The following is a 15374-nucleotide window of genomic DNA, read 5'->3' as shown; positions in this document are numbered from 1 at the left end:
GCAGTCGCCGGGTCGCGGTTCGTGCAGGGCCCGCGTCCTGCCCGAGCATTCTGTCCAAGCCCGCCGGGAACACGTGATGCCAGCAGTCGCCGTATCGCCCACGCCGCGCCGTGGCGCGCGCCCGTTATCGTTGTTCGCCGTGATGGCGCTGGCCGGTTTGGCTGTCGCGTTGCCGCAATCGGCCCAGGCGCAGTTCGCGACCGGCGGGGCGGGGCGGTTCCGGCCCAACATCCTGTGGTTCGACTGGGGCAACAACACGGCCAATATTCCGCAGGCCGGCACCTCGGTGACCAACGTGTTCAACGTGTCCGGGCAGGAGCTGCGGGTCACCTGCGCGCTCAGCAACATCAGCGGCGGCACCGCGCCGTCGCTGCGCATCTACCGGCCCGGCGGCTGGAGCGGCGACGGCCTGGACGATCTGTACAACGTCGGCGGCACCGGCGGCGCCAACACCATGGACATCGGCCTGCGCAATCGCGTCGATGCGACCACGGTGAACTTCAACTTCGCCTGTTCGGCGACGATCGGCGCGCCCGGCCAGGCCAATCCGCCGACGTTTCCGCTCGACGGGCTGGTGGTGGCCGACGCCGAGCAATCGGCGGGCAGCGAGTACCTGCAGGCCACCATCGGCACCACCAACGGCGGCCAGCCGACCACCTGGCGCATCATCGATCGCTTCCGCACCGCCGGCTGCACCACCGGCACGCCGACCACGCTGACCAACAACGCCGGTTCCAGCACCCTGCGCTTCGGCGCCTCGACCAACTGCGCCAGCGGGCCGATGGGCGTGGCCTTCATGGAGAACGCGACCAGCGCGGCGGTCGAGTTCCGCGGCGGCGGCGGTTCGGCGGTCGCGCTGGGCGTGTTCATCGTCGACGCGAGCGATCGCGGCGACGCGCCGGCCAGTTACAGCGAGCCGGTGCATCTTTCGCAGTTCACCTGGAGCGGCGGCACGCTGACCGCGGGCACGACCACCGACATCAACGCCAGCGGCTTCACCCTCGCCAGCCTGGTGCCGCCGAGCACGCGGCTGGGCAACGCCTTGGATTCGGAAGCCAATACGCCGTTCTCGGCCAATGCCGACGGCGACGATCTGGTCGGTACGCCCGACGATGAAGACGCGTTCGCCGCGCCCTTGGGCACGATCGCGACGTTGCCCGGACAGACGTATACCTCGCCGGCGGTGGCCTGCACCGGCCCGGGCACGGTGCGCGGCTGGATCGACTTCAACCGCGACGGCGACTTCAACGATCTGGGCGAAGTCTCCAGCAACAGCCCGGTCTGCACGGGTACCAGCACGGTCGCGCTCAACTGGACCGTGCCGGCCGGCGTGCAGGCCGGCCTGAGCTATATGCGGCTGCGCATCGCCAGCAACGCGGCGCAGATCGCCACGCCGGTCGGCACCGCCAGCGACGGCGAAGTCGAAGATCACCTGCTGACCCTGGCCACCGCGCGCCTCACCCTGGTCAAGCAGGTCGCCGCGCGCGCCGATGCGGCCGACCAGTTCACCGTCAGCCTGTTGCAGGGCGCGAGCGTGCTCGGCAGCGCCGCGACCTCCGGCAGCGGCAGCAGCGCCAGCACCGCGGCGATCGCGATCAACGCCGGTACGGCCTACACCTTGCGCGACGCGCTCAGTGCCGGCGCGACGCCGTTCGCGCGTTATCTCAAGTCGGTCGCCTGCCTCGCCAACGCCGGCAGCAGCGGCGCCGTGCCCGCGCCGGGCGCGCCAAGCGGCAGCGGCCCGGTCGACTGGAGCCTGACCCCGAACGCCGGCAACGACCTGACCTGCACCATCACCAACCGCGCCGTACTGACCGCCCTGCAGATCAGCAAGGACGACGGTGGCCAGGCCAGTTACACGCCCGGTTCCACCCGCAGCTACGTGGTGACGGTGCGCAATACCGGGCCGGACCCGGTGGTCGGTGCGCAGGTCAACGATCCGCTGCCGGCCGGGGTGACTTTGACCGGCGCTTGGAGTTGCAGCGCCAGCGTGGGTTCGGCTTGCGGCGCGGTGTCCGGTGGCGCGGCCGGTGGCAACAGTGTGAGTCTCACCGTCGATCTGCTGCCGGGCGGTTCGGCGACGATTACGGTGCCGGTGGTGTACAGCGCGAATCCCGCGGATTACTGATTGCGGGTGGGTGCGGCGGGGCTTGGGGTTTGTCGCGATCCGGAGTATCGGGTTGTCCGCGCGCGGGCTTGGCGTGATTGCGCCGTAGTCGATGGGGCGCGGTCGCGGATGGTGACCGAAGGCAATCCAGTAGGACGCCGCTCCTACAGGGGGCGGGTGTAGTCGGTCTATCTGCGCGCGGGTTTGGTGTGATTGCGTTGTAGTCGACGGGTCGCGGTCGCGGCTTGCGCCGCTCCTGCAGGGGCGGGTGTGGGCGGCGACGGCGAGTGAGGTCAGGCGAAACCGCGATCGCGGGCAATGACGGCGCGGCGCGGGTGGCGTGCAATGCGGGTTCCCGTCGTTGCCGAGTGCTGCCATGCGCGATTGCCTGCGTCTGTTCGTCCTGCCCATCGCGCTGTGTTGCGCGAGCGCCGCGTCCGCCCAATCGGCAAGCACGCCGACGCGCGAGCATTTCGCGCCGAAGGATTGGGAAGGCTCGTACCACGATCTGCACTATTCGCCGGTGGTGAAGATCGGCGATCGGGTGATCGTGTCGGGCATTCCCGCGCTGGAGGGCGCCGACGACGAGGCCAAGGCGCGCTGGCTGTTCCAGCAGTTGCAAGCGCATCTGCGCGCGGCCGGGGCGAGCCTGGACGATGTGGTGGAACTGCAAAGTTTCCATGTCGCGCGCGATCACGAGGAGTTCCGCCGCCGGCTCGCGCCGGTGCTGAAAGTGCATCGCGAGTTCTTCAAGGATCACTACCCGGCGTGGACGGCGGTGGCGACGCCGGGGTTGTATTCGAAGGACGCGAGCTTCGAGTTGCGCGCGGAGGCGATCATCGGTTCGGGGCGGGCGGCGAGGGCGCAGATTGCGGCGCCGAAGGGGCCGTAGGGCGGGTTGGCATGGGGTGTGTCGAACGTCCAGGGCGCATCAATGTCATCCGTCGGAATTTCTTTCCTGCGCAGTTGGGAGCGAGGCGTCTTTAGCCTCCTCTTTCGAGGACGTCATCTCCGCGAAGCGGGATCGACAGTCACCAGCGTCATCTCACTGGAGCGTCATTCCGCGAAGGCAGGAACCCAGAGCCTTCAGCGCCATCTCCCCAGAACGTCATTCCCGCGAAGGCGGGAATCCAGAGCCTTCAGCGCCACCTCTCCAGTACGTCATTCCCGCGAAAGCGGGAATCCAGAGTCTTTAGCGTCATCTTTCCAGAACGTCATTCCCGCGAAGGCGGGAATCCAGAGCCTTCAGCGCCACCTCTCCAGTACGTCATTCCCGCGAATGCGGGAATCCAGTGACTTCAAGCGTTCTCGCACGAAAGACCCTGGATTCCCGCGTTCGCGGGAATGACGTTGCTTCGGATAACTTTCAAATTAGATGACTTATGGCAATGAGTGACTTGCGGAAGAAGCACAGAGCGCTACGCTCTAACCGATTCCCGATTCCCGATTCCCGATTCCCGATTCCCGATTCCCGATTCCCGATTCCCGATTCCCGATTCCCGATTCCCGCCAACCCGCACCCTGCGACTAAAGTCCAAGTGGTCCCGGCCGCGCGCGCCTCGACAATCGCCTGGCCCAAGTTGCGCCCTGTCGAAGGACTACCGCCATGACCCCAGCCGCCTCCGTCCCCGCCGACGGCCCGCTCGCGCGCTTTGCCCTGCGCAGCGCGGCCTGGGCCGAACGCTGGTTTCCCGACGCGTACGTGTTCGCCGCGCTCGGCGTGGTGATCGTCGCGCTCGCCGCGCTCGCGTTCGGCGCGACCCCGACCGCCACCGCGACCGCGTTCGGCGACGGCTACTGGAGCCTGATCCCGTTCACCATGCAGATGGCCTTCGTGGTGATCGGCGGCTATGTGGTCGCCACCGCGCCGGCGGTCGCGCGGGTCATCGATGCGCTCGCGCGGGTGCCGCGCAGCGGCCGCGGCGCGATCTGCTACGTCGGCCTGATCAGCATGCTGACCTCGCTGCTGAGCTGGGGGTTTTCGCTGGTGTTCGGCGGCCTGCTGGTGCGCGCGCTCGCTCGTCGCGACGATCTGGACATGGACTATCGCGCCGCCGGCGCGGCGGCGTACCTCGGCCTGGGCGCGGTGTGGGCGATGGGCCTGAGCTCCTCGGCCGCGCAGTTGCAGGCCAATCCGGCCAGTATGCCGCCGGGCCTGCTGGCGATCACCGGGGTGATTCCCTTCAGCGAAACCATTCTGCTGTGGCAGTCGATCGTGTTGACCGCGGTGTTGATCGTGGTGTCGCTGGTGGTGTGCTTCGTGACCGCGCCGCGCGGCGGCTCGGTGCGGCGCGCGCGCGATTTCGACGGCGCCGAGCGCTTCGCGTCGGAAGAGAAGAACGCCGCCACCCTGCCGCCGCGCCAGCGTCCGGGCGAATGGCTGGAATACAGCCCGCTGATTACCATCCTGCTGGCGGCGCTGAGCCTGGGCTGGCTCGTTTACGAGTTTTCCGCCAAGCCCGCGGTCAGCGCGATCGCCAACCTCAACACCTACAACTTCGTGTTCCTGACCGTGGGCCTGTTGCTGCACTGGCGCCCGCGCAGCTTCCTCAACGCGGTCGCGCGCGCGGTGCCGAGCACCACCGGCGTGCTGATCCAGTTCCCGCTGTACGGCGGCATCGCCAGCCTGCTGACCGCGGCCAAGGGCGGCGACGGGCAGAGCCTGGCGCATCATCTGTCGAGCGTGTTCGTGCATATCGCCAGCACCGAGACCTTCACTCTGGTGATGGGCGTGTACTCGGCGGTGCTCGGTTTCTTCGTTCCTTCCGGCGGCGGCAAGTGGATCATCGAGGCGCCGTACGTGATGCAGGCCGCCAACGACTTGCAGGTCCACCTGGGCTGGGCGGTGCAGGTCTACAACGCGGCCGAGGCGCTGCCGAACCTGATCAACCCGTTCTGGATGCTGCCGCTGCTCGGCGTGCTCGGACTGAAGGCGCGCGACATCGTCGGCTTCACCTTCATCCAGTTGCTGGTGCATATCCCGCTGGTGCTGGGCCTGCTGTGGCTGCTGGGCCTGACGCTTGCGTATCACCCGCCGGTCATGCCCTGAGCGCAGCGGCGCCCGCGCGACAACGGAAAAATCCTACCCGCGCCCGCGACGATGCCCGACTGACCCGGGCCGCGTCGCGGGCGATTCTATGGGCGTGGAAACGTCGCGTGGGATGACGCGGCGACAGGCCCGACACGGAGGTCGGGCTGGCTTCCACGCCGCGCGGCAACGCGGGGCATCGCGCTTCGCACGCTGGGTTTCTTAATGGGTGCGACGTGCGGACGCGATAATGGTTCACCGCAAAGGGAAGGGACGCCCAAGGTCGGGCACGGATCAGGGAAGCATCGCAAGCGACAAGCGTCCTCGTCGGCACAGGCGTTTGCGATCGAGATCCGTACCGACATGGCAGGGATCGCCAGTCAGGAACCCCCGCCCGATTCGATCAGGCTCGCCAGGAGGCGACGCGCAGGGAAACGACCGCCATGGACGGCGGACGATCGGAATCGGGGATGCGCCCGGGATGGCGCGCGTGGCGGAAAGGATTCCGCCATCGGGTGGGGGCTGGGGAGGGCTGTAACGGGAGGCGGACGACGCGCGGCCGAGATGCCGAATGTCATTCGACGGTTCGCGGGCCGGTTTGTGTTTATTCCGCCGTCGCGCTTTTCGCGTCCTTGGCCGGCACCGAGGTCATGCGTTGAAACAGGGCCTCGCGCTCGGGCAGGGTGTATCCGGTGAACACCACGGCGCCGGAAAACACGCCCCGGATCATGCTGATCCGTACCGGTTGGTCGCCGATCATCACCGCCATCTGGTGGCTGATATGCTCCAGGCTCAGGTTGCGGATCTTCGCATCAGCGTTCGGGGCGAAACGCAGTTCGATCCCCTTGTCGTGTTGCTCATCGTAACGGCGCAGACCGACGATGTCCTCGGCGCGGATATCCCGGCGTGGCAGGCCGTAAAACGTGGTCGAATTGCCCGGCTCGTGGAACTCGCAGCAACCGGTGCATGGTTCGGTGTACAGGATGCGGAAATTCAGGTCCGGATTCGGCGCGGTCAGCGCCGCCTCGTCGCGGTCGGTTGCACGCTGGCAACCGGCGCTGGTCAGCAGCAGGCCGATGAGGGCCGGTAGCAGCAGCTTGCACGCCATGCGATGGGTGCGGCCGTGAGCGCGGACGGCTTCGGTCTCGAGCGGGGAATCGGGCTGGTTCACGAGCAGGAATATCCGGGTTGAAGCGACGGATTGGGCGCATAGCCAACGATCGGGTGGACGCAGCGCGCCATGGTCGAGTCGACTGCTCATGCGGGTGCAGTGAACTCGAATTCTAGCGTAGACAGCGGTGTGTCGCCGTTCGGTGCAACTGCGCTGGCTTGGCACTCGGCGGGTGATCCGCCGGCGCGTGCGCCGTTGTGGCTGGTATTCGCATGCTGGCGGAGAAAGCCGGCGCGCCAGTGTTCTGTAGTGGCAGATCGTTGCCGCACATCAGGGTCATCCTCTGGACGCAGCGATAGGTGCGTTTCGCGAGAAACTCTGCGCATCAGGCATCCGCATCGCCAGTGGGCGCCTCGGGCGGGGTTTTATGTGAATTCCTGAGCACCCATCACAGATCGCCCTCCGCCGCGAGCGCCAATAGTGCGACCCGTGCGTGGATCGGTCCGTGCCGCGCGCGCTAGCGTGCAGCCACCGTCGGAGCGTCGATCGCGTCATCGGCGTCCGTCGCCGCCGGCCCGGGCCTGCCCGGGTCTTCCGACACCGCGCCGCCCAGGGATCGCCCATGAAACCTTCCACCTTGTTGCGCACCGCTGCCGTGTGGCTGCTGGCCAGTTCATGCGCCCATGCCGCCGTGCCGGCTCATTACGTCGTGTTCGAGATGGACGCGCAAGGCCGCGCCGAACCGGTGTTCTACACCCAGGTGCAGTTGTCGGACCCGCAACGCGACCGCCAGGGCGCGCGTCAGGCCGAACGCGGCGTGCAGCGCATCGCCTATCGCGCCTCGCGCAACGGCGCCAAGAGCGCGGAACTGTACGAAACCCAGGTGCCGAACTTCATCCGCGCCGAGTTCGCCCACGATCCCGAACACGGCGACGGCACGATCGACGCGCATCCGATGGTGCCCGATCCGCATCGTGCCTTCGTAGTGCGCGTGCCGCTGGCCGAAGCCGATGAAATCGAATTGATCGGCAACGGCGCGGCCAAGTCCGCGCAGCGCATCGATCTGCGCGAACTGGCGATCCGTTCCTCGCAGTTGCCGCTCGCGGCGACCGCACGCGCCAGCGCGCCGTGGTCGGCCGACTCGCAATCGGCCGCAGTCAAGGCGAACTCGGCCAACCGGCTCGACATCCTCGTGCTCGGCGACGGCTACACCAGCGCCGAGCAGACCACCTTCAACAACAACGTCGCGGCGCTGAAGACCGCGATGTTCAACGTCAGTCCGTACAAGGACTACCAGAGCTTCGTGAACTGGCAGGCGGGCTTCGTGGCCTCGGCCCAGTCCGGCGCCGACCATCCGCCCTACCAGGCTGGCTGCACCGGCACCAGCTGCTGCGCCGACACCGCCGCGCGCACCGATCCGCGCGCCGGCCAGTTCGTGACCACCGCGCTGGATGCGACGTTCTGCACCAGCCAGATCCATCGCCTGCTGACCGCGCGCTCGTCCAAGGTGATGGCGGCCGCGGCCGGGTTTCCGGACTGGGACAAGATCCTGGTGACGGTCAACGACCCGGTCTACGGCGGCGCCGGCGGATCGTTCGCGGTGATCTCGGCGCACAGCAGCGCGGCCCTGATCGCGATCCACGAATTCGGCCACAGCTTCCACGGCCTGGCCGACGAATACGAAACCGCGTATCCCGGGTTCCCGGCCTGCAGCGACATCAGCGGCAGCGCGCTGTGCGAAGCCAACGTCACCAACCAGAGCAACGCCAGCCTGGTGAAGTGGCGCAGCTGGTTCACCGCGGGCCTGCCGATCCCGACCCCGGACGGCACCGCCGGCACCGGTCTGTTCGAAGGCGCGCGCTACAAGAGCACTGGCATGTACCGGCCGGTCGACAACAGTTGCCTGATGCGCGCGCTGGGCACCAGTTTTTGCCCGGTGTGCCGGCAGGAATACGTGCGCATGCTGTACCGCGGCGGCTTCGGTTCGCCCGCGGCCGGCATCGATCTGATCGAACCGGGCACCGAATCGCCCTCGCCCGCGGCGGCGGTCGCCTACGCGCGCGGCAGCACCAAGCGCTTCGCCGCGACGGTGCTGCGGCCGAGCATCGGCACGGTGGCCTTGCAGTGGTACCTCGACGGCGTGGCGATCTCCGGCGCGACCGCGGCGAGTTACGACTTCCGCCAGGATGCCGCCACGCCCGCGACGCGCACGCTGGAACTGCGCGCGACCGACCAGACCGCGTTCGTGAAACCGGCGATGGCCGGCAGTCTGCTGGTGCATTCCCGGAGTTGGACGATTCGGGTTGGGGCGGCGCGTAAGGATGTGGCGGTGGTTGAGTGATGGCGCGCGTTCGGTGGGTGCGACGGGTAGAACAGGCCGCACGGCATCGATGCAATGAAATGCCGCGCGGTCGCAGATGATCGCGCGGCGCCGATTCCGACTGTAGGAGCGACGCGAGTCGCGACCGCGTTCCGACACGTTCGCCGCGATGGGTTGATCCATGGCCGCAGCTTCTGCACCAGGTACCGCCGAGGTGTATGGCGGAATTTTCGCCACACGGCCCTTTGTGGTCACGTGGTACCGATTGTAGGAGCGACGTAAGTCGCGACCGAGTTCTGGCACGTTCGCCGCGACGGATTGATCCACGGTCGCAGCTCGCGCAGCAGCTGTCGTTGAGGTGTATGGCGGAATTTTGGTCACATGGCCCTTTGTGGTCGCGTGGCACCGACTGTAGGAGCGACGTAAGTCGCGACCGCGTTCTGACACGTTCGCTGCGATAGGTTGATTCGCGGTCGCAGCTTGCGCAGCTCCTACAGTCTGGAGTGATGCATGCGTTGTTGGTCGTTGGGTCTGCGAGTAGCGACCGCGTTCTGACGCGTTCTGACGCGTTCGCCGCGATGGGTTGATTCGCGGTCGCAGCTTGCGCAGCTCCTACAGTCTGGGGTGTTGGATGCGTTGCTGGTGGTTGGGGCTGCTAGTCGCGATCGCGTTCTGACACGTTCGCCGCGATGGGTTGGTTCGCGGTCGCAGCTTGCGCAGCTCCTACAGTCTGGAGTGATGCATGCGTTATTGGTCGTTGGGTCTGCGAGTAGCGACCGCGTTCTGACGCGTTTGCTGCGATAGGTTGATTCGCGGTCGCAGCTTGCGCAGCTCCTACAGTCTGGGGTGTTGGATGCGCTGTTGGTGGTTGGGGCTGCTAGTCGCGATCGCGTTCTGACACGTTCGCTGCGATGGGTTGGTTCGCGGTCGCAGCTTGCGCAGTTCCTACAGTCTGGGGTGTTGGATGCGTTGCTGGTGGTTGGGGCTGCTAGTCGCGATCGCGTTCTGACACGTTCGCCGCGATGGGTTGGTTCGCGGTCGCAGCTTGCGCAGTTCCTACAGTCTGGGGTGTTGAATGCGTTGTTGGTGTTGAAGTGCGCTGCGGCTTGTGTTCACGGCACGCGCGCGCAGACCCACGCGTCGACTCGTAACGCGCCTGCACGCCGCAAGACGCGGGCGGCCGAATGCAGGGTGGCGCCGGTGGTCATGACGTCGTCGATCAGCACGATGTGGGCCGGCATCGCGACGTCGCCGTTCCAGGCGAAGGCGTCGCGCAGGTTGCGCCGCCGCTGACTGGCGTCGAGCTGGGATTGCGCACTGGTATCGCGCACGCGCGTCAGCGCCTGCGCTTGCAGCGGCAAGCCGAGCTGTCGCGCCAACGGTCGTGCGAGCTCCAGCGCTTGGTCGTAACCGCGCTCGCGCAGGCGGCTGCGGTGCAGCGGAATCGGAACCAGCACCGGTGGCGCGGCGCCGGCATGGTGCGAAGCCGCTGCGGCCTGGGGATGCGCTCGCGCCGCAATGCGAGGGTCGTTCATTCGGTGCGGGATGGCGTTCGCGATGTCCGCTCGCGCCGATGGGTCATGCGTCAATGCGGTTGTTTCCGGATCGGTGCAGCGGATCGCGAGCAGCGACGAATGCGGCTGCGATTGCCCATCGTCGAGCAACGGCGCGAACGCGTCGCCCATGATCGTGGCGAGCAGGCGTCCGGCGGCGAGGTCGCGGTGGAACTTGAAGCGCAGCAGCAGGTGATCGACCGGCGAGCGATAAAGGCAGGCGGCGTGGACGGCGTCCAGCGGCGGAGGCCTGCGTAGGCAGGCGCCGCAGAGTAATGGACCGGAGTGGGTGGCGGGTTGATCGATCGCGTCGTCGGTTTGCGGGTCGATGTGGCGATCCAGAATCGATCCATCGACATCGACATCGCCACCGCCACCGCCACCGCCATCGCCATCTGCCGACGCCGACGCCGATGCCGATGCCGATGCCATGCGCGCGACGCGCGGTCGCTCCGCGCAACCCGCCAGTCCGGTTGCAGCCCGCATCGGCGCAGCCCGCGAACTTCCAGCGCCCACACTCTCCTGCGACGAATCCCCACTGCCCACCACCGTTACACCCGGCAACGGCATCGCACAACGCACACACGCCGATCCCGATCGCGGCCACGCCGCGCGGCAGGCGCCGCACAGGTCGCGGCCTTGCAGCCCGGGTTCGGCGCAGATCAGGCAACGCGGCGGCCACAGCGACCAGCCCGCCCGCCGCCACAGTTCGTCGAAGCGTCGGGCGCGGCCCGCCAGGGCGTGGAGGATCATGTGCGCAGCATGGCGGCCTTGGCCGCTGACTTGTGTCGGCGAGGTTCTGGCGGGGATGTCGGAAAACGCCGCGGTCGGCGGTGTCGGGCGTGCCGTGCTCCCCCAGAGACTTCGTGGCGTTCTCGTCTCCCGCAGATGTCGTGGCGGTGGTTCGGCCGCTTCCGTATCTCGGCAGAAGCCGCAGTCGCCTTGATGATGCAGTCGCATCGCGTAAGGCCGACGGGCCAACCTGATCGGGTGGTGACTCGATACGGGGTCTAAGAGCGTCGGGGCGGAAAACCGTCCAGTCACATCACGATGGCGCCGCAGCGAATCCACCACCCGGAAGCGGTGAAGCCACGAAGTCCCTGTGGGAGGGCTTCAGCCCCGGCGCTGTCCGATCAGGGCTCCCGAATCTCCACCCCCCAACCCCGCCCGATCCTGTCAACCAGATTTGCCCCGGATCGGTTGACAGCAACCCGCCGGCTTCCCAGACTGCCGGCTCCGAGGCCCGCCTCGGTCTCCCCCTTTGCCCGCCGTCAGTGACGTCCCCGCTGTGGAGCCAGCCCCCGTGCAAACCCCGCCCCAAGCCCCGACTGTGCTCCGCCACGACTGGTCCCGCGCCGAAGTGCGCGCGCTGTTCGATCTGCCGTTCCCCGAGTTGCTGCACCGCGCCGCGAGCGCGCACCGGGAGAATTTCGACCCCACCGAGGTCCAGGTCAGCACCCTGCTGTCGGTCAAGACCGGCGGCTGTCCGGAAGACTGCAGTTACTGCCCACAGGCCGCGCGCTATCACACCGGCGTCGACGCGACCAAGTTGATGAGCACCGAGGCGGTGCTGGAGAAAGCCAAGCAGGCCAAGGCCGCCGGCGCCTCGCGTTTCTGCATGGGCGCGGCCTGGCGTTCGCCGAAGGACCGCGATATCCCGAAGGTCGCGGCGATGATCCGCGAGGTCAAGGCACTGGGCTTGGAGACCTGCGCGACCCTGGGCATGCTCTCGGGCGATCAGGCCAAGTCGCTCAAGGCGGCCGGGCTGGACTACTACAACCACAACCTCGACACCGCGCCGGAGTTCTACAACGAAATCATCCACACCCGCGAGTTCCAGGACCGCCTGGACACGCTGGAGCACGTGCGCGACGTCGGCATGAAGACCTGCTGCGGCGGCATCGTCGGCATGGGCGAGTCGCGCGGCCAGCGCGCCGGCCTGCTGCAGACCCTGGCCAACCTGCCGGCGCACCCCGATTCGGTGCCGATCAACCGGCTGGTCCAGGTCGAAGGCACCCCGTTGGCCGGCACCGCCGAGCTCGACCCCTTTGAATTTGTGCGCACCATCGCAGTTGCGCGGCTGTTGATGCCCAAGTCGATGGTGCGCCTGTCGGCCGGCCGCGAGTCGATGAGCGACGAGTTACAGGCCCTGTGCTTCCTCGCCGGCGCCAATTCGATCTTCTACGGCGAGAAGCTGCTGACCACCGGCAACCCGGACACCGAGCGCGACATGGCCCTGTTCGCCCGCCTGGGCCTGCGGCCGATGCAAATCGTCGAGACCGCGGGCACCGTCCATGCGAGTATTGAGGAAGACGAAGTACCCGCCCACACCTGCGCCGCCTGAAGCGGCGCAGCAACGCGACGAGCAGCCCGCGATGAGCAGCCAGCGAACCCTTTGGCGCGAACGGATTCAGGCGGCCCACGCCCAGCGCGTGGCCGAAGCGCGTACGCGCACCCATCGCGTGGTCACCCACCGCGACGGCGCGCGTTGCGAAGTCGACGGGCGCTCGCTGCTTAATTTCTGCAGCAACGACTACCTGGGCCTGTCGCAGCATTTCGCGGTGACGAACGCGTTTCAAGATGCGGCGTCGCGCGAAGGCACCGGTGGATTGGCCTCGCATTTGGTCTGCGGCCACCACGCCCAGCACGAAGCGCTCGAACGCGAACTCGCCGACTGGCTCGGTTCGCCGCGCGCGCTGCTGTTCGGCAGCGGCTTTCTGGCCAACATCGCCGCGGTGCAGGGCCTGCTCGGCGAAGAAGACGTGTGCGTGCAGGACCGCCTGAACCACGCCAGCCTGATCGATGCCGCGCGCCTGGCCGGTTGTCGCCTGCGCCGGTATCCGCATGCCGATCCCGAAGGCGCGATCCGCCAGTTGCGCAACGTGCCCGAAGGTTTGGCGATGCTCGCCACCGACGGCGTCTTCAGCATGGACGGCGACATCGCGCCGCTGCGCGACCTGGCCCTGGTGGCGCGCGCGCAGAAGGCGGTGTTCTTCGTCGACGACGCGCACGGTGTCGGCGTGACCGGTCCCGACGGTCGCGGCACGGTCGCCGCCTCGCGCCTGTCGACCCAGGAAGTGCCGCTGCAACTGGCGACCTTCGGCAAGGCGCTCGGCAGCTACGGCGCCGCGCTGCACGGCGATGCGGATCTGATCGGCCATCTGGCCGAAACCGCGCGCAGCCACCTGTACACCACCGCGTTGCCGCCGGCCCAGGCCGCGGCGACGCGCGCGGCGATCAAGCTCGCCCGCCACGATCATTGGCGGCGCGAGAAGCTCGCCGAACTCACCGCGCATTTCCGCGACCGCGCCGGCAAACTCGGTCTGGAAGTGCTGCATTCGACCACCCCGATCCAGCCGGTGATGTGCGGCGACGACCGCCGCGCGCTGGCGATGGCGCATGCGCTGGAGCAGCAGGGCTACTGGGTCGCCGCGATCCGTCCGCCGACCGTGCCCGAGGGCCGCGCGCGTTTGCGCGTGACCTTCTCGGCGCTGCACACGCGCGAACAGGTCGACGGCCTGATCGAGGCGCTGGCGCGCGCGGCCGAGCGGGTCACGATCGAACGCAGCGACAGCGCCGCCGCCGCGCCCGTCACGCTGGCGCGATGAGCGAGGGCGTCGCGTCCAACGGTTCCGATTCGGACGTGCGCGGCGGGCCGCAGACCGATCTGGCGCAGATGCTGGCGAGCCTGCAGGTTGATGTGCGCGAAGGCGAGTACGTGTTCGTCAGCGCCGCGCGATCGCGGAGCCTGCCGATCGAACTCGCGCATGCCAGCGTGGTCGAGGACGAAGGACTGACCTGCGTATTGCGCCGCGAAGATGCCGACGCGCGCGGCCTGGGCTACGACTTCGTCGCCGCGTGGCTGAGCCTGCGCGTGCATTCGGCGTTGCAGGCGGTGGGCCTGACCGCCGCGGTGTCGCGGGCGCTGGCCGAGCGCGGGATCGCCTGCAATGTGCTGGCCGGGTTTCATCACGATCATCTGCTGGTGCCGATGGATCGGGGTGAGGAGGCGGTGCGGGTGTTGCATGGGTTGCGGGGTGTGGAGCCGCCGCCGGATGCATGAGGCGAGCGGTTCGAGGCATGTGCTCCGCGCGAACCGGACAGTTGGATGGAACGATTCGATAGGCACCGCGCGAGTCATTCGGTGTGAATCGAAGTGCGATGAGTCCCCAAGGCCGTCATCCCCGCGAAGGCGGGGATCCAGGGCTTCATCCAGGCAGGACGCTGAAGTCTCTGGATCCCCGCCTTCGCGGGGATGACGAGCGAGAGAACATCGACGTGCGTGTTGTCGTAGGCAATGCGACATCGCAGTTCATGCGAAAGCTGTCGCGACAAAAAAACAAAACGAGCACGGCCCAACCCAACGCCACACCCAGCAATCCAGCAAGCCAAGCAACACGGACCACCTTCCCCCATGTACATCGAAACCACCGGCGCCCCTCCCGACAGCGGTCGTCCGGCCATCGCGCTGATCCACGGCTGGGCCATGCACGGCGGCCTGTTCGCGCCGCTGGTCGAACGCCTCGCCGCGCGATTCACCGTGCATCTGGTCGATCTGCCCGGCCACGGCCATGCGCGCGACGACGGCACGCCGCTGGACCCGCGCGCGCTCGCAACCGACCTGGTCGCACGCATTCCCGACGCGTACTGGCTGGGCTGGTCGCTCGGCGGCCAGGTCGCGCTGCGCGCCGGCCTGGATCATCCGCAGCGCGTGCGCGGCCTGATCCTGATCGCCTCCTCGCCGCGCTTCGTGATCGGCGAGGATTGGCCGCACGGGGTATCGCCCGATCTATTCCGCAACTTCGGGCAAGCGCTCGATCGCGATTTTCGCGGCACCTTGGAAGGCTTCCTGGCGCTGGAAGCGCTGGGCTCGCCGAGCGCGCAGGAAGAACTGCGCGGCCTGAAACAGCAGGCCTTCGCGCGCGGCGAACCGGCTGCGCGGACCTTGCAGGAAGGGCTGGTATTGCTGGACGAATTCGATGTGCGCGCCGAACTGCCGACGCTGCAAGTCCCGAGCCTGTGGATTTCCGGCCGCCGCGATCGCCTGGTGCCGTCCGGCGCGATGCCGGCCGCGGCGGCGCTGGCGCCGGGCGGCCGCAGCGAAGTCATCGCGCATGCCGGCCATGCGCCGTTCCTCGGCGCGACCGATCAGGTCGCGCAACTGATCGAAACCTTCGTCGACGACACCGGCGCCGCCGTATCCGCGCGCAGCGCGCGGGCCTGATCGATGCGCGTTCGCCGCTGATCGCTCGCTC

Annotated in this window: 10 protein-coding genes and 1 pseudogene; 8 read left to right on the top strand and 3 right to left on the bottom strand. The window is 67.9% G+C overall.

Translation table 11 applies throughout. From position 1 onward, the window contains the following. The first annotated feature begins 76 nt into the window (after positions 1-76). From KME82_RS24735 to KME82_RS24725, 3 genes are all read left to right on the top strand, one after another. Positions 77-2128, top strand: coding sequence for a CshA/CshB family fibrillar adhesin-related protein (locus tag KME82_RS24735; protein ID WP_215496383.1), 2052 nt, complete (start codon positions 77-79; stop codon positions 2126-2128). Positions 2129-2483: 355 nt separating this feature from the next. Beyond that, positions 2484-2999 (top strand): Rid family hydrolase, encoded by a 516-nt coding sequence (locus tag KME82_RS24730; protein ID WP_215496382.1) that lies wholly within the window; start codon positions 2484-2486, stop codon positions 2997-2999. A gap of 714 nt (positions 3000-3713) precedes the next feature. After that, the gene (locus KME82_RS24725; protein ID WP_215496381.1) at positions 3714-5156 is read left to right on the top strand and encodes a short-chain fatty acid transporter; all 1443 of its coding nucleotides are present in this window, start codon (positions 3714-3716) and stop codon (positions 5154-5156) included. Between the two features lie 583 nt (positions 5157-5739). Here KME82_RS24725 and KME82_RS24720 read toward each other — a convergent pair. Further along, positions 5740-6306 (bottom strand): hypothetical protein, encoded by a 567-nt coding sequence (locus KME82_RS24720; protein WP_215496380.1) that lies wholly within the window; start codon positions 6304-6306, stop codon positions 5740-5742. A 562-nt stretch (positions 6307-6868) separates the two neighbouring features. Here KME82_RS24720 and KME82_RS24715 point away from each other — a divergent pair. After that, positions 6869-8587: a M64 family metallopeptidase gene (locus KME82_RS24715; RefSeq protein ID WP_215496379.1), complete on the top strand. Its 1719-nt coding sequence runs from the start codon at positions 6869-6871 to the stop codon at positions 8585-8587. Positions 8588-9678: 1091 nt separating this feature from the next. Here the strand turns inward: KME82_RS24715 and KME82_RS27320 are convergent. Then, positions 9679-10449 (bottom strand): ComF family protein, encoded by a 771-nt coding sequence (locus KME82_RS27320; RefSeq protein WP_430538872.1) that lies wholly within the window; start codon positions 10447-10449, stop codon positions 9679-9681. Between the two features lie 237 nt (positions 10450-10686). Beyond that, positions 10687-10872, bottom strand: a pseudogene (locus KME82_RS27315) (double zinc ribbon domain-containing protein); the annotation flags it as partial. 577 nt (positions 10873-11449) lie between these two features. On the opposite strand from KME82_RS27315, the gene bioB reads away from it, so the two are divergent. From bioB to bioH, 4 genes are all read left to right on the top strand, one after another. Continuing rightward, on the top strand, positions 11450-12463 hold the full coding sequence (bioB, locus tag KME82_RS24705) for a biotin synthase BioB (protein WP_215499203.1): 1014 nt from the start codon (positions 11450-11452) through the stop codon (positions 12461-12463). Between the two features lie 31 nt (positions 12464-12494). After that, positions 12495-13727 carry an 8-amino-7-oxononanoate synthase gene (bioF, locus tag KME82_RS24700; RefSeq protein WP_215496378.1) on the top strand — a complete coding sequence of 411 codons (1233 nt, stop codon included), beginning with the start codon at positions 12495-12497 and terminating at the stop codon, positions 13725-13727. Continuing rightward, on the top strand, positions 13724-14182 hold the full coding sequence (locus KME82_RS24695) for an ACT domain-containing protein (protein ID WP_215496377.1): 459 nt from the start codon (positions 13724-13726) through the stop codon (positions 14180-14182). Before bioF ends, KME82_RS24695 begins: the two co-directional genes overlap by 4 nt. Before the next feature lie 351 nt (positions 14183-14533). Continuing rightward, entirely contained in the window at positions 14534-15343 is an 810-nt protein-coding gene (bioH, locus tag KME82_RS24690) for a pimeloyl-ACP methyl ester esterase BioH (RefSeq protein ID WP_215496376.1), read from the top strand. The last annotated feature ends 31 nt before the right edge of the window (positions 15344-15374 follow it).

This window comes from Lysobacter capsici (genome assembly GCF_018732085.1).
GTDB classification, from domain to species: domain Bacteria; phylum Pseudomonadota; class Gammaproteobacteria; order Xanthomonadales; family Xanthomonadaceae; genus Lysobacter; species Lysobacter capsici_A.
Note: the sequence above shows the minus strand (reverse complement) of the source record. Positions and strands in the feature narration are given on the sequence as shown.